Annotated in this window: 18 protein-coding genes; 8 read left to right on the forward strand and 10 right to left on the reverse strand. The window is 62.0% G+C overall.

The features are described 5' to 3' along the window. Positions 1 to 142: 142 nt before the first annotated feature. From putP to gluQRS, 3 genes are all read right to left on the reverse strand, one after another. Entirely contained in the window at positions 143 to 1,642 is a 1,500-nt protein-coding gene (putP, locus tag L7A20_RS04295; protein WP_237222523.1) for a sodium/proline symporter PutP, read from the reverse strand. 225 nt (positions 1,643 to 1,867) lie between these two features. Next, on the reverse strand, positions 1,868 to 2,806 hold the full coding sequence (locus L7A20_RS04300) for an EamA family transporter (RefSeq protein ID WP_237222524.1): 939 nt from the start codon (positions 2,804 to 2,806) through the stop codon (positions 1,868 to 1,870). Positions 2,807 to 2,814: 8 nt separating this feature from the next. Continuing rightward, positions 2,815 to 3,801: a tRNA glutamyl-Q(34) synthetase GluQRS gene (gene gluQRS / locus L7A20_RS04305; protein WP_237222525.1), complete on the reverse strand. Its 987-nt coding sequence runs from the start codon at positions 3,799 to 3,801 to the stop codon at positions 2,815 to 2,817. Positions 3,802 to 3,960: 159 nt separating this feature from the next. Here gluQRS and L7A20_RS04310 point away from each other — a divergent pair, with 159 nt between their 5' ends. After that, positions 3,961 to 4,875 carry an MBL fold metallo-hydrolase gene (locus tag L7A20_RS04310; protein WP_237222526.1) on the forward strand — a complete coding sequence of 305 codons (915 nt, stop codon included), beginning with the start codon at positions 3,961 to 3,963 and terminating at the stop codon, positions 4,873 to 4,875. A 115-nt stretch (positions 4,876 to 4,990) separates the two neighbouring features. Here L7A20_RS04310 and L7A20_RS04315 read toward each other — a convergent pair whose 3' ends face one another. Continuing rightward, entirely contained in the window at positions 4,991 to 6,544 is a 1,554-nt protein-coding gene (locus tag L7A20_RS04315; protein WP_237222527.1) for a phosphatase PAP2 family protein, read from the reverse strand. Between the two features lie 218 nt (positions 6,545 to 6,762). Here L7A20_RS04315 and L7A20_RS04320 point away from each other — a divergent pair, with 218 nt between their 5' ends. After that, positions 6,763 to 7,818: an o-succinylbenzoate synthase gene (locus L7A20_RS04320; protein WP_237222528.1), complete on the forward strand. Its 1,056-nt coding sequence runs from the start codon at positions 6,763 to 6,765 to the stop codon at positions 7,816 to 7,818. Between the two features lie 99 nt (positions 7,819 to 7,917). Next, entirely contained in the window at positions 7,918 to 9,645 is a 1,728-nt protein-coding gene (gene menD, locus L7A20_RS04325; RefSeq protein WP_237222529.1) for a 2-succinyl-5-enolpyruvyl-6-hydroxy-3-cyclohexene-1-carboxylic-acid synthase, read from the forward strand. A 210-nt stretch (positions 9,646 to 9,855) separates the two neighbouring features. On the opposite strand, the gene L7A20_RS04330 is transcribed toward menD, so the two are convergent. The 4 genes from L7A20_RS04330 to L7A20_RS04345 all read right to left on the reverse strand — a co-directional run bounded on the left by L7A20_RS04330 (position 9,856) and on the right by L7A20_RS04345 (position 13,678). Then, entirely contained in the window at positions 9,856 to 10,020 is a 165-nt protein-coding gene (locus L7A20_RS04330) for a methionine/alanine import family NSS transporter small subunit (RefSeq protein ID WP_237222530.1), read from the reverse strand. A 1-nt stretch (position 10,021) separates the two neighbouring features. After that, complete coding sequence (locus tag L7A20_RS04335; protein WP_237222531.1) at positions 10,022 to 11,638, reverse strand: sodium-dependent transporter; 1,617 nt, start codon at positions 11,636 to 11,638, stop codon at positions 10,022 to 10,024. Between the two features lie 141 nt (positions 11,639 to 11,779). Next, entirely contained in the window at positions 11,780 to 12,820 is a 1,041-nt protein-coding gene (locus tag L7A20_RS04340; protein ID WP_237222643.1) for a polyprenyl synthetase family protein, read from the reverse strand. 99 nt (positions 12,821 to 12,919) lie between these two features. After that, positions 12,920 to 13,678, reverse strand: a complete 759-nt coding sequence (locus L7A20_RS04345) for a demethylmenaquinone methyltransferase (protein WP_423817424.1) — start codon at positions 13,676 to 13,678, stop codon at positions 12,920 to 12,922. Between the two features lie 99 nt (positions 13,679 to 13,777). On the opposite strand from L7A20_RS04345, the gene L7A20_RS04350 reads away from it, so the two are divergent. The 3 genes from L7A20_RS04350 (at position 13,778) to L7A20_RS04360 (ending at position 16,273) form a co-directional block, all read left to right on the forward strand. Next, positions 13,778 to 14,548: an ABC transporter substrate-binding protein gene (locus L7A20_RS04350; protein WP_237222532.1), complete on the forward strand. Its 771-nt coding sequence runs from the start codon at positions 13,778 to 13,780 to the stop codon at positions 14,546 to 14,548. Between the two features lie 138 nt (positions 14,549 to 14,686). Beyond that, complete coding sequence (locus L7A20_RS04355) at positions 14,687 to 15,481, forward strand: amino acid ABC transporter permease (RefSeq protein WP_237222533.1); 795 nt, start codon at positions 14,687 to 14,689, stop codon at positions 15,479 to 15,481. A 30-nt stretch (positions 15,482 to 15,511) separates the two neighbouring features. Beyond that, positions 15,512 to 16,273: an amino acid ABC transporter ATP-binding protein gene (locus tag L7A20_RS04360; RefSeq protein WP_237222534.1), complete on the forward strand. Its 762-nt coding sequence runs from the start codon at positions 15,512 to 15,514 to the stop codon at positions 16,271 to 16,273. A 110-nt stretch (positions 16,274 to 16,383) separates the two neighbouring features. Here L7A20_RS04360 and rarD read toward each other — a convergent pair whose 3' ends face one another. Continuing rightward, entirely contained in the window at positions 16,384 to 17,352 is a 969-nt protein-coding gene (rarD, locus tag L7A20_RS04365) for an EamA family transporter RarD (protein WP_237222535.1), read from the reverse strand. A gap of 144 nt (positions 17,353 to 17,496) precedes the next feature. Next, entirely contained in the window at positions 17,497 to 18,888 is a 1,392-nt protein-coding gene (locus tag L7A20_RS04370) for a DUF6882 domain-containing protein (RefSeq protein WP_237222536.1), read from the reverse strand. Positions 18,889 to 19,133: 245 nt separating this feature from the next. On the opposite strand from L7A20_RS04370, the gene L7A20_RS04375 reads away from it, so the two are divergent. After that, a complete protein-coding gene (locus L7A20_RS04375) occupies positions 19,134 to 20,441 on the forward strand; it encodes an SseB family protein (protein ID WP_237222537.1) in 1,308 nt (435 codons plus the stop codon). 31 nt (positions 20,442 to 20,472) lie between these two features. Continuing rightward, a complete protein-coding gene (locus tag L7A20_RS04380) occupies positions 20,473 to 22,929 on the forward strand; it encodes an MMPL family transporter (protein WP_237194845.1) in 2,457 nt (818 codons plus the stop codon). Positions 22,930 to 23,024 lie beyond the last annotated feature (95 nt).

The raw sequence follows: 23,024 nt of genomic DNA on the forward strand, positions 1-23,024 counted from the left end.
TGAAAGTTTCATCTGCGCGTTCAATGCACGCGCAGATGAAACTTTCGACGACATTCCGCGTAGAAAAGGACGGACGCCGCCCCCAGTGCCCCTGCCCGCAGGCAGGGGAGTGGGGTGCGGCGTCCTGACCCAGACGAAGCTGCTAGCGGGAGAGCTTCACGGCGCGGTCGAATTCTTCGTTGATCTCGCGGGTAGCGGCGGAGTCACCCTTGTAGGTGGCAACCGATACCAGGTAGGCAAAGAGCAGATTGACCAGGAAGCCGGGCACGATCTCGTACATGTAGCCCGAGAGAACCTCGTTGTAGCCCCAGACAAAGACAGTGATGGTGCCCGCAACCATGCCCGCTACAGCACCGGCGGCGGTGAGCTTGCGCCAGTAGAGGGAGAGAATCACGATCGGGCCAAAGGCGGCACCGAATCCAGCCCAGGCGAAGGAGACCAGGGAGAGCACGGATGAGTCGGGGTTCCAGGCCAGCAGACCTGCGATGACAGAGACAATCAGCACGCCCGCGCGGCCCAGCCAGAGGCCCTTGGCGTCTGAGAGTTCCTTGCCGCCGCTGGTGAGCTTGTAGAGGTCTTCAGCTAGGGCAGATGAGCAGACAATCAGCTGGGAGGAAAGGGTCGACATAATAGCTGCCAGTACCGCTGCCAGTACGAACCCGGCCAGCAGGGGGTGGAGCAGAATCTGGGACATATCCAGGAAGACTGACTCAGCATTGGTGGTGTCGGTCAGGGTGGCTTCAGGGTGGCGGGCAAAGTAGGCGATGCCGATAAGACCGGCGCTCATGGCACCGACCAGGGTGGCAATCATCCAGGTGATGCCGATGCGGCGACCTGCGGTAGCGTCCTGGGCTGAGCGCAGGCCCATGAAGCGCACGATGATGTGGGGCTGGCCGAAGTAGCCCAGACCCCAGGCAGCTGAGGAAAGAATGCCCAACACGGTGGTGCCCGCAAAGAAGGAGAGGGCGGTGGGGTTGACGGACTCGATAGTGGTTTCAAGGCCGGAGAAGCCGCCGACGTAAACCAGGGCCATAATCGGCAGAACAATCAGAGCGGTGAGCATGAGCAGGCCCTGGACGACGTCGGTGTAGGTTGCACCCAGGAAGCCGCCGAAGAGGGTGTAGGCGACGGTGATGCCGGCGACCAGCAGCATGCCGGTGTGGTAGTTACCGCCGAAGGAGGACTGGAAGAAGACGCCACCGGCCACCATGCCGGAAGAGACGTAGAAGGTGAAGAAAATTAGGATGACCAGGGCGGCAAAAATGCGGATGATACCGCGGGGGTCGCGCAGGCGGTTGTGGAAGAAGGAGGGGACGGTCACCGAGTTGCGGGAGACCTCGGTGTAGGCGCGCAGGCGGGGGGCCACGAACTTCCAGTTGAGCCAGGCACCGGCAGTTAGGCCGATGGCAATCCAGGCTTCAGCCAGGCCGGTGATGTAGAGGGCGCCGGGTAGGCCCATGAGGAGCCAGCCCGACATGTCCGAGGCACCCGCTGAGAGGGCCGCTGCGGTGGGGGAGAGGGAGCGCCCGCCGAGCACGTAGTCGTCGAGGTTGTTGTTCTTGGACTTGGCCCAGATGCCGATGCCGACCATGGCGGCGAAGTAGATAGCCAGGGCTATCAGCTGGTAGGTGGTGTTGCTCATGAGCTCCCCTTGGGTTGTAGGCGAGGGCGTGCGGGCTGGGGTGGGTGCGTCGGCGCACCTTCCCTTATATGCAGTTTCTCTAAAGTATCCTGTTTAGATTACTTGAGGTATTTGCTGAGGCACACGTTTTGGTCTGTGCGTTAGCTTACACCCTGAGGGTCTGGGTGAGACTATCTCGCCGCCTGAAGCTATTTAGAATCTTCGTACAAAAACGGTGAGCTTTTCTTAAGAGTGCCCCTGAGTGCGCGGATCTATCACGGGTAGGGCTGATGTATGCAGGGTTACCGCGATGGCTGACCTGTTGGTACGCCAGACGATGTAGGCACCGGAGGCAGCGATGAGCACAATGCCCAGGTAAGACCAGACAGAGAGCACTTCACCCAGCATGAAGGTGCCCACGATGGCCCCTACGACGGGGTCGATGGAGAAAAGTACCCCGATGACGGCGGCGCTGGTCAGCTGCCCGGCGATGTTATCGGCAGAATAGGCCAGGGCTACGCCCACGATGGCGGAGAGAGCCAGCTTGAACCAGTCGTCCGCATCCAGCCCCGCCATGGCGGGCACCGATAGGGGAAGCTGGATGAGAGCCGAAAAAGCCAGGGACATGGTGGTGCCGCGCAGGCCGCTGGTTGCGGCGGACGCTGAACCCATGCGGGCCGAGAAGATGGTGTAGCCGGCCATTGAGGCGGCTGACCCGAGGGCCCAGATAAAGCCGATGGGGTGGGCGTCCCCCGCGAGGGTAGGCCCTGCAATCATCACAACCCCGGCCAGGGCGAAAAAGGCAATGAGCCCGTCGCGCAGGCGCCGCACACCGAGCAGAGCCACCACAAAGGCACCCAGATATTCAAAGGTCACCGCCACGCCCAAAGGAATATGGTGCACCGCGTTGTAGAAACAGACGCTCATCAGGGTCAGCACCAGCCCGTAGACCAGCACCTGGGGAAGGTCCCGCCGCCGCAGGGCAAGGGGGTTAGGGCGCACCAGCGCCCACAGGACCACAGCGGCAATCAGAGCACGCAGGGCGGCGACCTGGGTGGGGCCAACGCTGGTAAAGAGCACCGAGACAATCGCAGCTGAAATCTGAATACCCAGGGAGCCAGTGAGGATCAGAAGCAGGGCAGCGGTGCCCCGGCGTTCGGCCGGTATGCGGTCAGCGAGGTTCACAGCACCTCCTAAAGCCCGCAGGTGCTTTCAAGCAGCGGGTCTACCACCGTCCAGGGGGCCTGCTTGATACGGTCTGGGCTGAAGACAGAGAGCATCTCAGCGGCGGTTTCGGGCAGGTGGGGGCCGCTTTCGCCAGCGCTCGCCCCGGTGAGCGGGGGCAGCGGAATAGAGGCAGCAATCATGCGCATGATGTGGTCGGTGCTGACCCCGGCGGCGGTGAGCTCGGCGAGGGTCACGGCCCCGTCCCGTTTAGCCAGGCGCTTGCCCTCGGTGTTCAGGGCTAGGGGCACATGGGCATAGGTGGGTACAGGCAGCCCCAAGAGCTGGGCCAGGTAGGCCTGGCGGGGTGCGGAGGGCAGCAGGTCATCGCCGCGCACTACCTCGGTAACTCCCTGGTAGTCGTCATCGACTACGCAGACCAGGTTATAGGCGTAGACCCCGTCGGCCCGCACCAGTACAAAGTCGTCGACCGCGTCGGTGTATTCCCCGGCGAAACGGTCGGTGACAGTCCATTCGCTCACCTGGGCTTTCAGGCGCAAGGACGCCGGCCGCAGCTGCCTGCGCTCGGCACGTTCTGCTGCGGTGAGGTTACGGCAGGTGCCGGGGTAGGCGCCCGGCGCCCCGTGGGGGGCGCTGGAGGCCTCCTGAATTTCTTTGCGGGTGCAGTAGCACTCGTAAACCAGCCCTGCCTCGCGCAGGCGGGCGAGGGCGTCCGCATAGGCAGCTAGGCGGGTGGACTGGTAGAGCACCTCCCCGTCCCAGTCGATGCCCAGGGCAGCAAGGTCGGCCAGCTGGCGCTCTGCTGCCCCCTTCTTGACCCGGTCTAAATCCTCCACCCGCATCACAAAACGGCCTCCCGCGGTACGGGCCATCATCCAGGCCAGTAGGGCGGTGCGCAGGTTGCCCAGGTGCAGATCACCCGAGGGGGAAGGCGCATAGCGGCCGCAGGGCAGAGGAGCGGACGGGGGCGAAACGGGGGCGGAAGTAGAAGACATCACCCCTCTAGTCTAGTAGCTCACAGGCTTTTGCAATATGACAGAAGGTTGCGCTGAGTAGGCAGAGAGCTGTCAAAAAGTGCAGTGTGGCAAGAAATAACCCCGCAAGTGGGGTTTAAACAGGCTGCTCACCTGCCTGAGTCCAGTACCTTAGAGAGTATGGCTAGAACTCTTGAAATTGCCGATGGTATCTATCAGATCTCAACGGATAACTACCGTCTTAACTCCGGCCTGATCGTGGGCGCAGAGAAGGCTATGGTGATTGATACCGGTGCCGGGCCCCGTCAGGGCGCTGAGATTCTAAGAGCGGTCCGCCGGGTCACCGACCTGCCCCTGGTCGCGGTCAACACCCACGCGCACTTCGACCGCTTTATGGGCAATGCCGTGTTCGCAGCCGACGGGGTGACCGATATCTGGGCCCACCCCCGCGCTGCCCGGGCCATTGAAAGCTACGGTGACCGTCAGCGTCTTTACGTTGAAGTCCTAGAACCTGAGATGGCCCACCAGCAGGGCCCCAACACCGAGCTTGTGGTCCCCACCCGTTTTCTGCCCGGTGACGGCACCCGCCCGGCCTTTACCCGAGTAGAGCTGGGACAACGGGCCGTGACCCTCATGTACCTGGGCCTGGCCCACACCGACGGAGACGTGCTGGTGGGTGTCGACGACGTGCTCTTTGCCGGTGACATCATCGAGCAGGGCTCAGACCCCGCTTTTGACGATTCTTACCCCGAACTCTGGGTCAGCACCCTGCGAACTCTGGCAGGGCTAGACCGCTACCGTATCTTCGTTCCCGGTCACGGCACCCCGGTAGAGAGCACCTTTATCGAGCGCATGGCCGACACCATGGAAGATGCCGTGCAGAAAATTGCTGACTCTGCCCTGAAGAAGGTCAAGGGGGCCACCACAGCCTCCATGTACCAGCTGCCCTATTCGGGCGGGTCCACCCGTATTCTGCTTGACCGCCTAATGAAGCTTGAAGCCCGTGAGGCTGAGGGGCAGGGGCTCTCCACCGTCACCTTCGAGGGGGATGCAGCGTCCGGCCTCACCGGTCCCATCACCCTGGGGCAGGGCTAGGTTTCCTCCTACCCGTCAGGCTCCCGCTCGTAGACGAGTAAAAGGGTTGCCCAGCGTTGAGCTGGGCAACCCTTTGTCTTTGAAATTCTTCGCCTTTGGGGCCAGGCGGTTGCTACTAGTAGGCCCAGACCCTGCGGTAGGCGCTGCGCTTCTTATTTTGGGGGCGCAAGAGGGCCACCTGGGTGCTGGTGGTCAGCGCCGCTACCGCCCCGATGAGGCAGATGGCTGCCATAAAGGCAGAGCCGGGAATCGGGTTGGTGTAGGTCACCCAGTAGAGGGCCAGAGCGCAGAAACCCGAGAAGAATCCCGAGATAGAAAGCAGGGGAACCAGAATCAGTCCTGATCGCTGGGTGTCGCTCATATCGAGTTCTTCGGAGCGCATGAAGCGCAGAATAACCAGACCTAGTACGCCCCAGAGCCCGGTAACTAGAATCGCGGTGACCACATCGGCGGGCCTGTGCCAGCCGTTGACTACGGTGGAGTAACCGGCCGCTACCGTAAAGACCATGCTGATGAGCGCTACGGTGGGGCGGAAACGCTTGGGGGAGGCTAGGAAGAGGGCCAGACCTGCAGCCGCAGCAAAGGTGGTATGGCCGGAGGGCGCCGAGTTACCCAGCGCTTCTTGAATACCCAGATTGGGCTTGACGATGATGTAGTTCTTCAGCAGCTGGGTCGTCAGATTAGCCCCCGCAGCAATCGCGATGCCGACCAGGGCAGGCACAAAGCGGTGCTTCCACAGCAGCACAAATAAGAGACCAATAGCAGCGGTAATACCGGCAGCTGTGGGGATAAAGTCCAGCAGGGTAGAGGTCTGCTGGGTGTAGGTCATGAACTGGTAGGAGAATTCCTGAAAGGAAATCTCATCGAGCTCCTGGCCGGTTGGAGTCGTAATAAAGAAAACAAAGGCCGCAACCAGAAGGCAGAAGAGGGTTCCTGCTGCAAAGAAGTGCTGGATAAGTGTCCAGAGCGAGGGTCGGGTCTGCCGAATATGGGAGGGAGTCAGCATATGCAAGCGGCCTGAGGGGGAGTCCTCACCCGAGTGGGCCTGCTGGTAGGGCGGACGGCCGTAGCCCGGCTGGGCCTGCGCCGGGTAGCCGGGGCGGGGGCGTCCTTGCGTACTGGCAGCAGTGGCACCATAGGTGGCCTGGGGCACCCGGTGGGCGGTGACGGCCTCCGGACGCGGGGCTGCAGCCTGGGCGCGGGCTTTGGCCGCGGCGCGGGCGGCGCGTTCCTTCTTGACTCTATGGGCTGCCTCTTGAGCTGCGGTCTGGGCGGCAGCAAAACCGGTCTTAGCAGCTGCAAGGCTACTAGCGGCACCAGCCTGGAGCTTGGCCTTGATAGCCTCACCCTGGGGCTCCGAATGGAAAGCTGCCCGGGATGAAGGCTGGGTTTCTAGGAGCTGGGTAGGGTCGGAGCCAGCTTCTGAAGCGGATTTAGATGCAGCCCCAGGTGCAGGCAGGGGGCGAGTAGAGGCAGCAAGAACTACGGTGGCGTCATCGTCCGTAAAAGTAGCTCGGGCCTGGGAAGTCGGAAGTACCTCTGTAGCGTCCTCACCGGGGCGAAGGGGAAGAGCAACCGTGCGATCGTCGTAGGCCTGGGGTATGAGCACCTCGGTGGCATCGTCGGGTGCGCCAGAAACAGCGTTAGAATCGCGCTTCTCAAAACTCACAGTTATCCCTAAAGACCTTTCTGCTGCGTGTAGACACGTCAACGAGCCTACCAAGCCGTGCCTCTTATTTCAGCCCTAGACCCTGCTAGAGATGAACAGGCTCAGCCTGCATTGCCATTGTGACAAACTCACATGGGACTTTCCTGAGAGAACCCCTAATGTTGCGCGAGCACCTGAACACAGCCCCGCAGAAGCGGTAGAAGAGTAGATTAGAAGACATGACAGCTAGCGCCCTGCCCCTTAACGTTCCCCTGCCCCTTAACGTTCCCCTGCCCCCGCTTGAAGAAATCTTGTCGGCGACCCGTGTAGTAGCCCTGCCGATGCGGGTGAAGTTCCGCGGTGTCAGCCTACGTGAAACCGCTCTGATTCAGGGGCCGGAAGGATGGGGCGAGTTTGCCCCCTTCCTCGAATATGAGCCCGTGGAGGCGTCCGCTTGGCTAGCCTGCGCTATCGAGGCGGCCTGGCTGCCCTACCCGCAACCGCTGCGTACCAGCATTCCGCTCAATGCTACGGTGCCCGCGGTGCCTGCTCAGGCGGTAGAGGACGTGCTAGCCCGCTACCAGGGGCAGGTGCGGGAAATCAAAATCAAGGTGGCTGAGGCCGGGCTGCCCTTTGAAGAATCCCTGGCCCAGGACCTGGCCCGGGTAGCGGCCGTCCGCGCGGCCTGCCCAGACGCCAGACTGAAGATTGATGCGAACGGCGGCTGGACCGAGGCCCAGGCCGTCCGCGCCCTCAATGAGCTATCCGACTACGACCTGCTCTACGCTGAGCAGCCTGTGCCGGGTATCGAGGGCCTGGCCCGGGTACGCGAGGCACTGCGAGCCCGGGGTAACCCTCTACTGATCGCCGCCGATGAGGCAGTGCGTAAGGCCGATGACCCGTTACGGGTCGCCCGCCTGGGAGCAGCTGACCTGATGATTATTAAGGCCGCACCCCTGGGAGGAGTCAGACGGGCCCTAGAGCTAGTGGAGCAGGCCGCCCTACCTGCGGTTGTCTCATCGGCTCTTGAAAGTTCGGTGGGTATTCGTACCGGCGCGGCTCTAGCCGCTGCCCTGCCCCAGTTGCCCTACGGGTGCGGGCTGGGCACGGTCTCCCTCCTGGCTCAGGACGTCACCCCCAGCCCCCTCGTAGCCCGAGACGGCTACCTGCCCCTGCGCGATATCGCCCCTGACCCCCGGCTCCTCGAAGAGGCAGCAGCCAGCCCCGAACGCACCGCCTGGTGGCACCGCCGTATCGAGGCCTGCTACCGCCTATTAGACCAGGCGGCAGCTTAGGGCCCGCCCTAGCCCACCGAAGCCTGCCCTGCCTCCTAGAAGGTCTTGGCGGAAAACCGGCCTGGCCCCAGCGCTGAGCGCAGCGAGTAAACTGGTGGGGTGACTGATGCACCTTCCCCCTCATTCGTGACCGCAATTTCTGTGCTCGACACCCTGGTACGGGCAGGCATGCGCCATGTCGTGCTAGCCCCGGGCTCACGCTCCGCCCCCCTGGCCTACGCCCTAGCAGCCCTAGACCAGGCTGGGGTACTAGAGGCCCACGTGCGTATCGACGAGCGCAGTGCCGCCTTCACCGCCTTGGGACTGGCCAAGGCCAGTGGCCAGCCGGTTGGCATGGTCACCACCAGCGGTACCGCTGTGGGCGAATGCCTACCTGCCCTCATGGAGGCCTACCACGCTGGCGTCCCCCTGGCCCTGCTCTCAGCCGACCGCCCTGCCCGGCTCCAGGGCACCGGGGCCAACCAAACCACCGACCAGCGCAATATAGCGTCGGCCCACACCCGGGCGTCCTGCACCCTAGAAAACTACGCGGCCGACCCCGCTGACCCCCAGAGCGCCCAGCTCAACGCGGCGCTCGCTGCCCTGACCGGGCGTTCAACAGACAACTGGGATGCCCCCGCAAGCACCCCGCAGGGCCCCGTCCAGATTAACCTGGCCCTTGACACCCCGCTCATCCCCAGCCCCCTTGACCAGCAGATTTTAGAACGCTGGGCGCGCTCACTGGCTGAGAACCCACCGGCACCTGCAACCCCGCTACCTCCCGCCGACCCCAGCGCAGCTAGCTGGCTACGCGCAGGCACCACCGAGGGAGCCAGGCGGACGGACGGCGCCGGTACCGCCCGCCGCACCGTCGTCATTGCCGGTGATGGTGCAGGACCCATCGCCCAGGCTTTCGCCCAGCAGCAGGGTCTGCCCCTGCTGGCTGAGCCCTCATCGAATGCCCGCTTCTCGCCCCTGGCTGTGCCCGTCTACCGGCAGGTGCTAGCAGGTGACCTGGGGCGGCAGATTGAGCGGGCCGTTATCTTCGGTCACCCCACCCTCTCCCGCCCGATCGCCACCCTTCTCGCCAACCCAGCCGTGAAGCGGGCCATCTACACGCCGCATCCTGCCCCCTGGTACGAACCCGGAGCCCTAGATGTACACGAAGTGACAACCCTGGTTGAACTGGCCGACTTCGCAGGCACCAGCCAGAGAGCCACCACCCGAGAGGGGAACGACTGGGCAGGCTCCTGGAACGACGCCGGGCAAGAACTGGCCCATGCCCTGAACCAGCAAGTAGCTGATTACAACGCAGGAACCTACACAACCGGCGATCACCCCGGGGCTGAATCTGCCGACCGCACTGCAGGCTATGCCCTTGCCGAAAGAGCCTGGAACGAATGTCTTGATGATGACTCGGTACTGGTCGTAGGGTCATCTAATCTCATCCGCGATCTAGACCTTATCGCCCCCTCCCTGGCAGCTTCCCCCCTGGTCTTTGCCAACCGCGGGCTCGCCGGTATCGACGGAACCATCGCTACCGCATCCGGCATCTCCCTGGCCCTCAACCGCCCAGTCCGAGTACTCCTAGGCGACCTGACTTTCCTCCACGACACCGGATCTCTCAACATCGGCCCGCTAGAGCGCAAACCCCAGGTCGAGGTATGGGTGTACGATGACCGCGGAGGAGGTATCTTCTCCACCCTGGAGCACGGCCACCTAGCCCAGCACGAGAAATTTGCCCCGGCCGTCCGCCGCTTCTTCACCACCCCGCACACCGCCCAGCTCGAAGAACTCGCAGCAGCCTGGGGCGAGAACGGAATCAGCGTCAGAGTGGTGCGGCCGTAGGGTCTTCTAGCAGTGGCGTGGCTCGGGTGCCCGCAGGCTCATGCTCGCTGCCGACCCTCTCGCTGGTTCGCTGACGCTCACAAGCGATTCACGCCAGCCCCGGTGCCAGCAGCTTCGCTACGAGCCTGCGGGCGCCCGTCTGCGCTGAATCTTAACGCAAAAGCCCCTCCACACCTGCGTGTGGAGGGGCTTTTCTCTGCGGAGAGCCGGTTACTTCTGGGCGGTTTCGGAGGCCCAGGGAACTGCGGTCTCGTCGGTCTCTACCTCGCTACCCGACTCGTCGGGGTTGCGGGAGAGTTGAACCAGGGCCAGGCCCAGGCCTCCCCAGATGAGGGCGATGGAAACAATCAGCATAACGATGGCGATGGAGCTCATGCTAGGCACCTTCCTTTTCGGTGGCTGACTGGGCTGCCGACTGGGCGGTAGCGTCTACGTGGCCGTGGACGACCTTGCCGCCTGCAACCGGGGGAGCCGGGGGAGTCAGCGCTGCACGGGAGGTCTTAGACCAGGGCAGCATGGAGATGATGATAGCTACGACCAGCAGGGCGATGACCATGCCCCAGCCGAAGATGTTGAGCATCTGGTCGGGGTAGCCCTCGTAGGGTTCGTTGATCAGGCCGATGAAGGTGTTGATCAGGGAGTAGCCCAGGATGAGGGGGGTGACGCCTGCCAGCAGGATCATCCAGAGCTTGCCCATCTTCCAGGAGGAACGCTCGTTGAGGTGGTCCCGGAAGATTGGCAGGGCGCGCAGCAGGTAGGCAACCACGAAGATGGAGACCAGGCCTGCGGCGAGGATGCCGAACTGGTTGACGAAGTTATCCAGGATATCCAGGACGTAGAGGCCGGAGGTGGTGGCCATGAGCAGGGTGGAGATCACCGCGATGGGAGCGATAACCAGCAGGGTGGAGCGTACACGGCCCAGGTTGAACTTGTCTTCAACACCGGCAACGATTACCTCAACGATGGAGATCATGGAGGTGAAGCCTGCAAAGAGCAGGGAGCCGAAGAAGAGTACACCGATCAGGGTGCCGCCGGGGGCCTGGGAGATGATGGTGGGGAAGGCGATGAAGGCCAGGCCAATACCTGAGGTTGCGACCTCGGAGACCTGGGTGCCAGCGGCGGTTGCCATGAAGCCCAGGGCTGCGAAGACGCCAATACCGGCCAGCAGCTCGAAGGAGGAGTTAGCGAAGCCCACAACCGCGCCGGATCCGGTCAGGTTGGTCTTGTTCTTCAGGTAGGAGGCGTAGGTGATCATGATGCCGAAGCCGATGGACAGGGAGAAGAAAATCTGGCCGTAGGCTGCAACCCAAACGCCGGGCTCGGTCAGAGCGGCCCAGTCGGGGGTGAAGAGGGCATCGAGGCCGGTCATCGCACCGTCCAGGGTCAGGGAGTAGCCGACCATAACCAGGAACATGATGACCAGCACGGGGATGAAGAAGACGTTAGCCAGGCCCACGCCCTTCTGTACGCCCAGGGACATGATGAGGGCCAGCAGTACCCAGATACCGATCAGGGGGTAGAGGATGCCGGGCACGAAGTCGAAGGTGAGAGCGACCGGGTCAGCCAGCTGCAGGACGTCCGCGAAGAAGAAGGTCTGCGGGTCGTCACCCCAGGCATGGGTGAAGGAGTAGATGAAGTAGCGGGCGGCCCAGGCGAGGATCGCTGCGTAGTAGATAGCGATGATGAAGTTGATGCCCATATGCCACCAGCCGATAAACTCGGTTTTGCGGTTCAGGCGGCGGAAGGCCAGGGGAGAGGACGCGCGGGCGCGGTGACCGATGACGTAGTCAAAGAAGAGGAAGGGCAGACCCGCGGTCAGCAGGGCGACCAGGTAAGGGATCATGAAGGCGCCGCCGCCGTTATCGTAGGCGACGTAGGGGAAGCGCCAGATGTTACCGAGGCCAACGGCTGAACCGATAGCTGCAAAGATGAAGACCTTGCGGCTTGAGAAGCCTTCGCGTTTCTTGGGCGCCGAGGTGGGGTTTGAACTCATGTGAGTAGTCCTCCGCAGGGCTAAGTGTGAATGAATCTTTTGTAGTATGTGGGTTCAGGCTAGCAAGTGATAAATAAATCTCAAATAGTGGATAGAAAATTGGGTAAAAAAATCCCGGCGGTTTTCCCGCCGGGATTAGCTCTAGGCGTCGCGGTGGACGACGGCGTGAGCGAAGGACTTGAGGGCTTCCTTGACCACTGAGTCGGGCAGGGGCTCGATGGCTGCGATAGCGTCATCAGCCCACTGATAGGCAATCTCCCAGGCTTCTGCGGTGACCGGGTGGGCCGAAAGCGCTGCAACGGCTTCGGCTAGAGCCTCGTCGCTGGTGAGATCGCCCTGAATCAGCTGCTGGACGTGCTGGGCTTCCAGGTCGCCGGTTGCGGCAGCCCGGTCGAGCAGGATGGTGGGCAGGGTGGGGACGCCCTCGCGCAGGTCGGTGCCGGGGGTCTTGCCGGATGCCGCACCCGAGCTGGTGACGTCGATGACGTCGTCGGCCAGCTGGAAGGCTACGCCTACCAGCTCGCCGTAGCGGGCCAGCATCTGCACGGTTGCCTCGGGGGAGTCAGACAGGATAGTGCCGTAGGAGCCTGCTGCCGCGATGAGGGAGCCGGTCTTGCCCTCGATGACCTTAATGTAGTGGCTAAGAATGTCTTCGTTTTTCTCGGGGCCGGTGGTTTCAAAGAGCTGACCCAGTACCAGGCGTTCAAAGGTCTGGGCCTGAACAGCTAGAGCGCGGCCACCCAGTTCGGAAACAATCAGGGAGGCGCGGGAGAAGATGAGGTCGCCGGTCAGAATAGCGACCGAGTTGCCCCAGATGTTCTGGGCGGTATCTACACCGCGGCGCTTGGGGGCGTCGTCCATAACGTCGTCGTGGTAGAGGGTGGCCAGGTGAGTCAGCTCAACGACAACAGCCGCGTCAATGACCCGGTCGTTGATGCCACCACCGGCCTCAGCAGCCAGCAGGGTGAGCAGGGGGCGCACCCGCTTGCCACCGGCAGAAAGCAGGTGGCGGGAGGCTACGTCTGCCAGGTGATTGGTCTGGGCAACCGCGCGTTCTAGGCGCTGCTCAACCTCAGAAAGGGCCTCAAGAATCTTGGGGCCGAGTTCAGCGTCCTGCGCAATGAGTTCAAACCCCTTGGGCAGGTTGAAGTCAGCTTCGGGCATGAGCGCTTCAACGCTCATAGGGGAGCTGGTGGGTTCAGTCACGGTGTCTTTCACATTTCTTCGGTGGGTGGTTGCGGCCCAGAGCCGCGGCAAGCTGCTGGTGTAAGTCTACCGGGTTTACTGCTCGGGCTTATAAGCGCGGTGCAGGGCTACGATGCCGCCGGTCAGGTTCTTGTACTGAACGTTCTGCCAGCCTGCTTCGGTGAAGTGGCGGGCCAGCTCGTCCTGGGCGGGCCAGGCCAGGATGGACTCAGCCAGGTATTCGTAGCTTTCGGGGTTAGAAGAGACCTTGCGCGCAATCGGTGGAATCAGCTTCATGATGTAGTTGCGGTAGATGGCGCGGAAGGGGGCGAAGGTGGGGGTGGAGAACTCGTTGATGACGATGCGTCCGCCGGGCTTGGTCACGCGGTAGAGCTCGCGCAGGGCCTGGGGGTAGTCGGCGACGTTGCGCAGGCCGTAGCTCATAGTGACGGCGTCAAACTCTTCGTCAGCAAAGGGGAGGGCGGTGACGTCTGCCTGGACGAACTCGATGTCGGGGCGGCGGCGGCGGCCTACGGCCAGCATGCCCTCGGAGAGGTCAGCGGCGATGACCTTAACACCGGCGTCGGCAAAGGGTTCGGACGAGGTGCCGGTTCCGGCGGCGACGTCAAGCACCTTCTGGCCGGGGCGGGCGTCCACAGCGGCGACGGTCTGTTTACGCCAGTAAATGTGCTGGCCCAGCGACATAATGCCGTTCATCAGGTCGTAGCGTTCGGCTACCTGATCGAACATGGATGAGATGTCGGTGGTCTTTTTGTTAAGGTCTGCTCGGTTCACCCTGCCTATTTTGTCATGTTTGCCGCTAAAGCTCACCTTGGGGGCGTGTGAAAAATTCATAATGAATATTCATGCATAGGTTTGCATTTTTACGCATAGCGGGGCAGAATAAAGCTCAAAGCACATCGCACCTACACAGTTTTAGATACGAGGTACACCATGAAGAAGGCCCCCTTCGCACTTGCAGCCGCTGCTCTGATGCTCACCGCTTGCGGTTCTTCCGGAACCGGCGCTACCACCGAGTCAGGGGTTTCCCTGGTTTCAGAGGGCAAGCTGACTGTCTGCACCAACCCTCCCTACGCTCCTTTCGAATACGAAGAAGACGGCAAGATCGTTGGTCTGGATGCCGACATCGCAGCAGCTATCGCCTCAGACCTGGGCGTCGAAGCCGAAATGTTCACCACCAGCTTCGAGGGCATCCAATCGGGCGTAGCTCTTTCATCGAACCAGTGCGACATTGCCCTCTCTGGTATCACCATCACCGATGAGCGCAAGACCGTCATGAACTTCACCGACTCCTACGTCGATGACAACCTGGCGATCCTCGTTCCCGCTGGCTCCGACATCAAGAGCGATGCTGACCTCTCTGGTCGCAACATCGGTGTTCAGCAGGCAACCAGCGGTGAAAAGTACTCCCAGGAAGCTGGCGCCAACACCGTTCAGTACGAGGACAACGGCCTGCTGCTCCAGGCAGTTCAGACCGGCCAGGTCGATGCCATCGTCGGTAACATCACTGTTCTTTCTGAAATGCTGACCTCAGACTCCTCCCTCTCCGTGGTCCAGGAAATCGAGACCGGCGAGCAGATTGCCGGTGCCGTAGCAACCGAGAACACCGCCCTGCTGGATTCAGCCAACGCCACCCTCCAGAAGATGGAAGAGGACGGCCGCCTGGCAGATCTGCGCGAGAAGTACCTGGGCGTATCCCAGTAATCGGGCCCAGAGGGTTAGCATAAACCCAAGCTCACCAACGGGGGTAGGCTAGCGCAGGCGCAGCCTACCCCTTCCCCGTTCATCTAGTTCTCGAAGACCTATGCCCGGGCAACCGGCACAAGCAAAGGAAAACCACCCATGGCCCTGTCGACCCGGCAGAAACAAACCTACGCCCGCTACGCTCAGTACGCCCTGCTGGCCATCATCGCACTTCTTGTCATTGTGCTGGCCGACTGGGGCACCCTGCGCGATAAGGCCTTCAACCCCGAGATTATTGCTCAGCAGTTTCCCAACATCATCACAGTAGCCCTCAAGAACACCCTGATTTATACGGCTCTGGGCTTCGTGGTGGGTCTAGCTGGCGGTGTCCTGCTGGCCCTGATGAAGATTTCCTCAGTTGCCCCCTATCGCTGGTTAGCCTCCATCTACATTGAGCTTTTCCGCGGCCTGCCCGCCCTTCTGGTCTTCATTGCCTTCGGCTACGGTATTCCCCTGGCCTTTGGCCTGCGCCTGAACAACTACGTCACCGTTATGCTAGCCCTGGGCATGGTCTCAGCGGCCTACATCGGTGAGGTCCTGCGTGCCGGTCTTGAAGCTGTGCCCAAGGGCCAGTACGAGGCCGCCCGCTCCCTGGGTATGAGCCACACCCGGGCCATGGTCACCGTTATCATCCCCCAGGCCTTCCGCATCGTCCTGCCCCCGCTCACCAACGAGATTATCCTGCTCACCAAGGACTCCTCCCTGGTCTACCTGCTCGGTATGTCGGTAGCCCAGTACGAACTGACCAAGTTCGGCCGTGAGGGCATCTCGGGCTCCGGTGCGGGCCTCACCCCGCTCGTCCTGGCAGGCGCCTGCTACCTGATTATCACTGTCCCGCTGGGCTTCCTCGCCCGCCACTTCGAAAAGCGCGCCAAGGCCCGCTCCCGCAAGTAAAGCACCCACCTACCCCAGGAAGAACCAGCCATGACTCTCCAGACCGCACCAGCGTCCGTCACCATCACCAACCTGTATAAGTCCTACGGCGACGTCGAAGTGCTCAAGGGCATCGACATGTCGGTAGCCCCCGGCGAGGTCGTCTGCCTGATCGGCCCCTCCGGCTCGGGCAAGTCCACCCTGCTCCGCTGCGTCAACCTGCTCGAAACCCCTAACTCCGGCAGCATCGAGGTGGCCGGTCACTCGGTGACCGACCCCGATGTTGATATCGACGCCATGCGCCGCTCCGTGGGTATGGTTTTTCAGCAGTTCAACCTCTTCCCCCACCTGACCGTGCTCGAAAACTGCACCGTTGCCCAGGTCAAGGTGCTCAAGCGCTCTAAGGCCGAAGCTAAAGAAATCGCCCTGGCCAACCTCGAAAAGGTAGGCCTGGCCGATAAGGCAGCCCGCCACCCCGACCAGCTCTCCGGTGGCCAGCAGCAGCGCGTCGCTATCGCCCGCGCTCTCTCCATGAACCCCGCCCTCATGCTCTTTGACGAGCCCACCAGTGCTCTTGACCCCGAGACCGTGGGCGACGTGCTCTCCATCATGCGCCAGCTTGCTGCCGAGGGTATGACCATGATCGTGGTAACCCACGAGATGGCTTTCGCCCGCGATGTGGCTGACCGCGTGGTCTTCATGGACGGCGGCGTGGTCGTCGAAGAGGGCCCCTCCGACGCCGTCATCGGCAACCCCCAGCACGAGCGCACCCAGCTCTTCCTCTCCCGCGTGCTCAACCCCACCGCCCAGTAGGTTCAGCACCGCCAGAGCATAAAAGCAGCCCAGACCCCTTGATTGCGGGCCTGGGCTGCTTTTATGTGCTTGTTTTTCTGTGGAGCTGTCTCAGCCGACTTGGGCCTTGCCTAGTCGTTCTTGATCTGGGGCAGCATACCTGTGTTGGTATCGGGAGAAGGGACCTCGGCGGACGGCTGCTGGGCACGTACCCTGCGCTGGGTGAGCAGGGAGTCGGTGATGAAGAAGGCCGCGGCGACCCACACCAGCACGAAGCCTGCCCAGCGGCCTGCTGAGAGGTGTTCCTGGGTCACGAACAGGGCAACGAGGAATTGCAGGGTAGGGCCAACATACTGCACCATGCCCAGCACAGAGAGCGGGACGCGGGCAGCGGCTCCCGCAAAGAGAAGCAGGGGCACTGCCGTGAGGACGCCGCTGGCTACCAGAATCCAGAAATGGGCCGGGCCTTCTGTCAGCAGGGTAAGCTGACCGCTGTGCGCAAAGTACCACATCAGCACAGCTGCCAGCGGGGTTAGGAGCAGGGTCTCCATGGTCAAAGAGACCAGGGCCGGCACCGCCCCAATCCGTTTCTTGACCAGCCCGTAGAAGCCGAAAGTGAAAGCCAACCCCAGGCCCAGCCAAGGGACTGAGCCGTAAAAGACCACCATCACCAGCACCGCGAGCGCAGCAACACCGATACCGGCCCACTGGAGGGGGCGCAGGCGCTCACCCAGGAAGACGACGCCTAGGGCGACCGAGACAATGGGGTTGATGTAGTAGCCCAGGGAGGCTTCCATGACGTTGTTACTGGTGGTGGCAATGACGTAGAGCAGCCAGTTGCCGAAGATAAGCAAGCTAGCGACCAGTAGAAGGCCGACCTGGCGCAGGTTGCCTAGCACCGTCAGCAGGTTTTTGACCTGCCGGGTGAGCGGGAGCAGGGCTAAACAGAAGACCAGCGAAAAGAGTACCCGGCCCGCCACAATTTCTAGGGGAGTGGCTGGTGCTGTCAGCATGAAGTAGAGGGGGAAGAGCCCCCAGATCAGGTAGCAGAAAAAGGCGTAGAGGCCGCCTACTACCTGCTCGTTTTTGGCTGTGCTCACCGCTGTCTTCCTCGTGCTTCTCTCGGTGGTGGGTGCTTGGAGTGGTGGGCGCCTGCGGCCTGCAGCGAGGCGGGCCGGTGGCGCTACGAGAAAGTGGCTACCCGGTAGACCGGGTAGCCACTGACAGGTGCTCTATGCGAGGGCCTAGAGGCCGAAGAAGCGGCTGAAGAAGCCCTTCTTTTCTTCCTTAGGCTTGGGCTTGGTCGCAGCTTCTGCGCGCTCAGCCTCAAGGTCGGGGGCCTGGCCAGCCAGGCGAATCTCTGAGGCAGGGCGGGCAGGTTCATCAACCTGCTCGTAACCGGCAGGAGCCTGATCGGTCTCAGCTTCTTCGATAACCTGCTCGGCGGCAATAGAGGACGCTGCGGGCTCTTCTACCTGAGTATGCTCATCGCGCACGATGTCCTCGTCGGCGATAGCGCTGGTGGTGACGCGGCCGGGGCGGGCGTCCTCGGCAGGCTCGCGGTCGTAGGGCTGCTCGGCGTTGGGGTAGACGCGGTCGGTAGTGATGGTACCTTCGACCTCTTCCTCGCGAGCTGCCTGCTCGGCGCGTTCCTTCTCGAGACGCTCGGCCTCAGCTGCTTCAGCTGCAGCGCGCTCTTCAGCGGCAGCAATTTCAGCCTCGCGAGCTTCGATGGCGGCCTGTTCAGCGGCCAGAGCTTCAGCCTCGGCTGCGCGGGCAGCTTCGGCGCGGGCTTCGTCTTCGCGGGCAGCTTCTTCAGCGGCCAGGCGGTTAGCCTCTTCGCGGGCTGCGACCTGGGCAGCGGCCTCCTGGGCTGCTACTGCTTCGATGCCCTGACGCTCAGCAGCAAGCTGTTCGCGCAGGTCGCGGGCGCTCTGAGCCAGGCGAGCCAGCTCGTCGGCCCCAGCCTGGGGCTCAGCAGCCTCGATACCCGAGATCTTGCCGTTGTCGAACCAGAGGCGCAGGGCGCCGTCCGAAGCGGTGATGACGGCGGTTGCCTCGGTGTCCCAGGCAATGTGGGCACCGCGCAGCTTGGCGTAGGAATCTACGGCGCGCAGGTGGTTCACGGCGGTGCCGGTCTGCAGGGCCTGCGCCATCACCTGGCCCATACGGTTGACGGTGGGAGCCTCAAGTTCAAGCTGGCTGCCATCGAGCAGAATCCAGGCACGGACGCCTGCCCCGGCAGTCACGGGGTAGTGGGCGTAGACGCCGGTCAGCGCCTTGGAGGCCAGGGTCAGTTTGCGGGCCAGACCCGAGTCGAGGGGGAGCTCATCGGTGGTGAGCTCAGAGATGCTGTGCTTCGCTCCGCCTTCACGCGCCTGGATTGCTGCCGAAACGACGCGGTCGGGGAAGTGACCGAGCTCCTGCCACGACCAAATCCAGGAACCGCGGTTCTCAGATTCGGTGCCCAGCAGGTAGGGGGTGAGGCTTACGGAAGCATCAGACTGGAGGGTGAATGACGGTGCAGAGAAATCCACCGTCCATTCTGCGCCGCCGCTGATTTCAGCAAGACGGGCCTGGTACTCGGTGGAGATAAAGATTGAATCGTCAATCAGATCCTGCAGTGTAGTAGTCATACGGTCAAGGCTAGCAACTCTTATGGGGCTCCCGCACCTTTTTGCCGCGGTAAGAGCTTGAATTTCTGACATATTCAGCTACCTTCCTGCAACTGGGGGTGAATCACTCAGTGAGAAGGGCGGTGTACTCTGCCCCGGGGCGGGTAGTTTCTTGGTTTAATAGGGGAGATAACTCGCACCCTGTGGCCCTGCTAAGTGTGTAGCGCCGCGCAGGGTTTTGCTTCGCCCAAACCTTCAGGAACAGTATGTCGCCCTCTTCGCCCCGTTACACCGAGATTGAACGCCCCGCTATGGTGCAAGATGCCCTGAACGCTATCGGTAGCTGGATGCTGGGTACGGTCAAGGTTGAACCTGGCTGGAATGAGCTGGTGCTCGATATCAAGCCCCTGTCTGAGACCGTTTTTGTGCGTATTACCGAATCACGCGATGAGCAGGACTATGTGGGTACCGTGGGCCCGGTGAAGTCAGATAGCCCGGTACTGCCCGCTATCGAACAGCTGCAGCACGCCTCTTTCGTTGAGGGGGAGGGCACCTGGTTCACCGCATCTGTGGTGATTACCGCCAGCAATTGGCCTGAGCCCCAGTACCAGGTTGGGGCGTCCTACGACCGTGCCCACGAGCCGGTGGACTGGAACGGCGAGGGCCGCCTGAGTGCCCGCGACATTCGCGCCCACTTTGAACTTTTCCCCCGCGACCCCGAGCACGTGCCTGACTGGGCTGCCGTGCGTCTGGCAGGACGCCGGGGCGCAGGTTTCGCTGAAACCGGTGGGGAAGGTGCCCTGCCTGTAGGCCCCGTCAACCGCTATCTGACTGAGGCCCTGGCGGGCTTCGCAACCGCCAGGAGCGAGCAGTCCTTAGCGAACGTCGTCCGCACCGCCCAGGGCGGCAATCTCATCATGGATATCTCCCAGAGCACGGTGACTCCTGAGGGTACCCCTCAGCTCAACTACCAGGTGCTGCGCCTCGCTAACGGAATGAGGGCACTGACCGCCTACTCAGCAACTGAACCTGCTAAAACCTACTCAGCTCAGGTGCTGAACGCCCCTCACCCCCGCCTGGTGGTAGAACACGCCATGAAGGTTTTCCTACAGGTAGCCCACGACGAAACAATAGATGTGCTGGTGCTGGACCCCGGTAGCGAGCACGAGTGCTTTATTGAAAAAGCCCAGATCCAGTGGGTGATTGGGTCCCCGCATAACATGCCTGCCCAGCGAGCTCTCGTTGAAGAAAATATGCATGATCTGCTGATGGCTCTCACAGCCCCTGCGTCTGTGCTCCTGCTGGGTGTGCGTGCAGATGACCCGGTAGGCCACCCTGTCATGCTTAAGAAAGACGATGACAGCGAAGAAAACGTCGCCTTAGTCTTTACAACAGCTGCCGAAGTTGCCGCTCTTGACCCGACCCTGGTGGTACGTAGCGCCCCGGCACTCGAGGCCCTCAAACTCTTTGCCGCCGGTGAAAGTAGCGCTGTACGCATCAATGCCCTGGCACCCCACGCCACTCTCCCTATGGAACAGGTGCGCCAGCTCATTTCAGTAGTAGAATCTCAGTAAACCCCCACCCCCTTACTTCAGGAGTTCCCCCATGACAGGCGCCCTGCGCACGCTCGGCCTCACCGCGGCTCGTCATGCCCGAGCCACCATCGTGATATGGCTGGTACTTCTGATTCTTGCAGCCGTTGGGGCACTGACCCTAGCACGCGGTGCAACGGCTAACTACACCATGCCGGGGGCTTCTTTTGAAGCTGTGCGGGAAGACCTTCAAGCCAAGATTCCCGACAACGGTATCTCTAGCGGCTACGTGGTTCTTGAAGCCGACAACGGTTTCGATGACACCCAGAAGCAGGCAATCGCCCAGGCTGTTACTACGATCGACCAGCTGCCCGAGGTTGCTGGTTCCCTTGACCCCTTCGTGGCAGCAGATGCGGTGACCCAGGCGTCCGTACAACTTGAGGACGCTAAAGCCCAGCTGGCCCAAGCCAAGGCGCAAATTGATGAGGGACAGGCCCAGCTAGATGCCGCTAAAGCAGCCCTACCTCAGGGGCTGAGCTCAGAAGAAATTGCGGCACTAGCCCCCGACCTGGCGGCTCAAGAAACCGCCCTGGCGCAAGCCCGCACCACCCTGCGATCGAACCAGGATAAGGTCGATGCTGCCCAGCGCGAACTTGATGCGGCGGCGGACGCGAACATGGTGAGCGAAGACGGTACCGCTGCAATCGTCAATATCGCCTTTAACCAGGACACCAACTCCCTGTCTACCTCGGTGCGGGAAGAAGTCTTTAGCACCTTTGACACGCTCAAAGACACAGGCCTGACCGTCAACTACAGCTACGAACTCGACCAGGACGTCAGCGACGTCTTTGGTATCTCAGAAATTATTGGCCTGGTTGTAGCCTTTATCGTCCTGCTGATTACTCTGGGGGCGGTCGTAGCTGCCGGTCTACCCCTGGTGCTTGCCCTCATCGGAGCCGGAACCGCCGTTGCCCTGGTCTACACCAGTACTGCCTTCATCGGTATGACTGCCACCGACCCCGTCCTCGCCCTCATGCTGGGTCTTGGCGTCGGTATCGACTACGCCCTGCTGATTCTCTACCGCTTCCGCGAAGAACTACGCGACGGAGAAGACGTGCTGGACGCAGTAGGCACCGCTAACTCAACAGCAGGTCACTCCGTGCTCTTTGCCGGAATGACTAACATCATCGCGCTGTCTGCCCTTTGTCTGACAGGCCTACCCTTCCTCGCCATCATGGGCTTCGCCGGTGCCTTTGCCGTAGCCCTCGTCGTGGCTTCCTCGCTCACCCTGGTACCGGCCGTCCTGAGCCTGCTGGGCACCCGCGTCCTCACCCGCGCTCAACGAGAGGAACTGAAGCAGCTCAACCTGGCCCGCACCCAGGAAATCCAGGTACCCCGTAACCGCCGTGAAGCCTTCGCCGAAATCGAAGCCGCCTACAAGGGCTGGGGAGGCTTCGTGACCCGCCACCCCATTGCTATGACCCTCGTTTCGGTAGCTGTGCTGGTACTGGCGATTATCCCCACCACCTCCCTCCGACTGGGCCTGCCCGACGGCTCCTACCAGGCCACCGACTCAACCTCCTACCAGGCCTACCAGACCATCTCCGAAAAGTTCGGTGAAGGCGTCAACGGGCCTATCATCGCGGGACTTACCCTCACCGTCCCCGGCGACGAAGCCCGCCTGCGCGATGTCGCCCTCGACGTGGCAGACCGCCTCAAAAACAATAAAATCGAAAGCGTCGCTATCGTCGCTACCAGTGACGACAACGCCACCGCCATTTTGGCCTTCTTCCCCAGTGAAGGGCCCTCGGCAGACAGCACCCTCGCCACCGTTCATGCCATGAACGACAAACTGGAGGCCACCGAAAAAGCTACCGCAACCACCATCGGCCTGACCGGCTCCACCGTAGCCAACATCGAGATTTCAGAACGTATCTCAAGCTCTATCCCGCTCTACCTCGGGGTCGTGATTGCCCTTTGCCTGGTCCTGATGGCCTTTGTATTCCGCTCCATCATCGTGCCGGTCATGGCCACTATCGGCTTCCTGCTGTCTACCCTGGCATCGTTCGGAGCCGTCGTCGCTGTTTACCAGTGGGGCTGGCTAGCTGACATCTTCGGTGTTACCCAGCCCGGGCCTATCCTGGCCTTCCTGCCCATCCTGCTCATCGGCATCCTGTTTGGCCTCTCGGTCGACTACCAAATCTTCATCGTCTCGGGCATGCGCGACGCCCACCACAAGGGCCACTCGGCAGGCGATGCCGTCGTACTGGGCTACAAGCAAGGTGGCGCCGTTGTCACCGCCTGCGGCGTCATCATGGTCGCTGTTTTCGCCGGATTCATCTTCTCCCACCTCACCGCAGTGCGCCCCATCGGCTTCGCCCTGGCCCTGGGCGTCGCCATGGATGCCTTCCTGATCCGCACCACCTTTATCCCAGCCACCATGTATATGCTGGGTGACGCTGCCTGGTGGTGGCCCTTTGAGAAGAAGGAACGCGACGAAGAAGATACCCCCAAACATATCGCCGTCTAACACCACACATTCTCACCCGGAGGCGAGTAAGTTCCCTGCCGTGTGCCGGACATGAAAAGCCGCCCCCGACGTCCTTACCCAAAAGGACGCCGGGG

Origin of the sequence: Rothia nasimurium (assembly GCF_928381415.1) — a bacterium.
GTDB lineage: Bacteria > Actinomycetota > Actinomycetes > Actinomycetales > Micrococcaceae > Rothia > Rothia nasimurium_H.

What these genes read in the sequence shown, in the direction of transcription:
- putP (WP_237222523.1), bottom strand. Translation starts at nt 1,642, where the DNA reads ATGAGCAACACCACCTACCAGCTGATAGCCCTGGCTATCTACTTCGCC.
- gluQRS (WP_237222525.1), bottom strand. Translation starts at nt 3,801, where the DNA reads ATGTCTTCTACTTCCGCCCCCGTTTCGCCCCCGTCCGCTCCTCTGCCC.
- L7A20_RS04310 (WP_237222526.1), top strand. Translation starts at nt 3,961, where the DNA reads ATGGCTAGAACTCTTGAAATTGCCGATGGTATCTATCAGATCTCAACG.
- L7A20_RS04320 (WP_237222528.1), top strand. Translation starts at nt 6,763, where the DNA reads ATGACAGCTAGCGCCCTGCCCCTTAACGTTCCCCTGCCCCTTAACGTT.
- L7A20_RS04330 (WP_237222530.1), bottom strand. Translation starts at nt 10,020, where the DNA reads ATGAGCTCCATCGCCATCGTTATGCTGATTGTTTCCATCGCCCTCATC.
- L7A20_RS04335 (WP_237222531.1), bottom strand. Translation starts at nt 11,638, where the DNA reads ATGAGTTCAAACCCCACCTCGGCGCCCAAGAAACGCGAAGGCTTCTCA.
- L7A20_RS04340 (WP_237222643.1), bottom strand. Translation starts at nt 12,820, where the DNA reads ATGAGCGTTGAAGCGCTCATGCCCGAAGCTGACTTCAACCTGCCCAAG.
- L7A20_RS04345 (WP_423817424.1), bottom strand. Translation starts at nt 13,678, where the DNA reads ATGAATTTTTCACACGCCCCCAAGGTGAGCTTTAGCGGCAAACATGAC.
- L7A20_RS04350 (WP_237222532.1), top strand. Translation starts at nt 13,778, where the DNA reads ATGAAGAAGGCCCCCTTCGCACTTGCAGCCGCTGCTCTGATGCTCACC.
- L7A20_RS04355 (WP_237222533.1), top strand. Translation starts at nt 14,687, where the DNA reads ATGGCCCTGTCGACCCGGCAGAAACAAACCTACGCCCGCTACGCTCAG.
- L7A20_RS04360 (WP_237222534.1), top strand. Translation starts at nt 15,512, where the DNA reads ATGACTCTCCAGACCGCACCAGCGTCCGTCACCATCACCAACCTGTAT.
- L7A20_RS04370 (WP_237222536.1), bottom strand. Translation starts at nt 18,888, where the DNA reads ATGACTACTACACTGCAGGATCTGATTGACGATTCAATCTTTATCTCC.
- L7A20_RS04375 (WP_237222537.1), top strand. Translation starts at nt 19,134, where the DNA reads ATGTCGCCCTCTTCGCCCCGTTACACCGAGATTGAACGCCCCGCTATG.
- L7A20_RS04380 (WP_237194845.1), top strand. Translation starts at nt 20,473, where the DNA reads ATGACAGGCGCCCTGCGCACGCTCGGCCTCACCGCGGCTCGTCATGCC.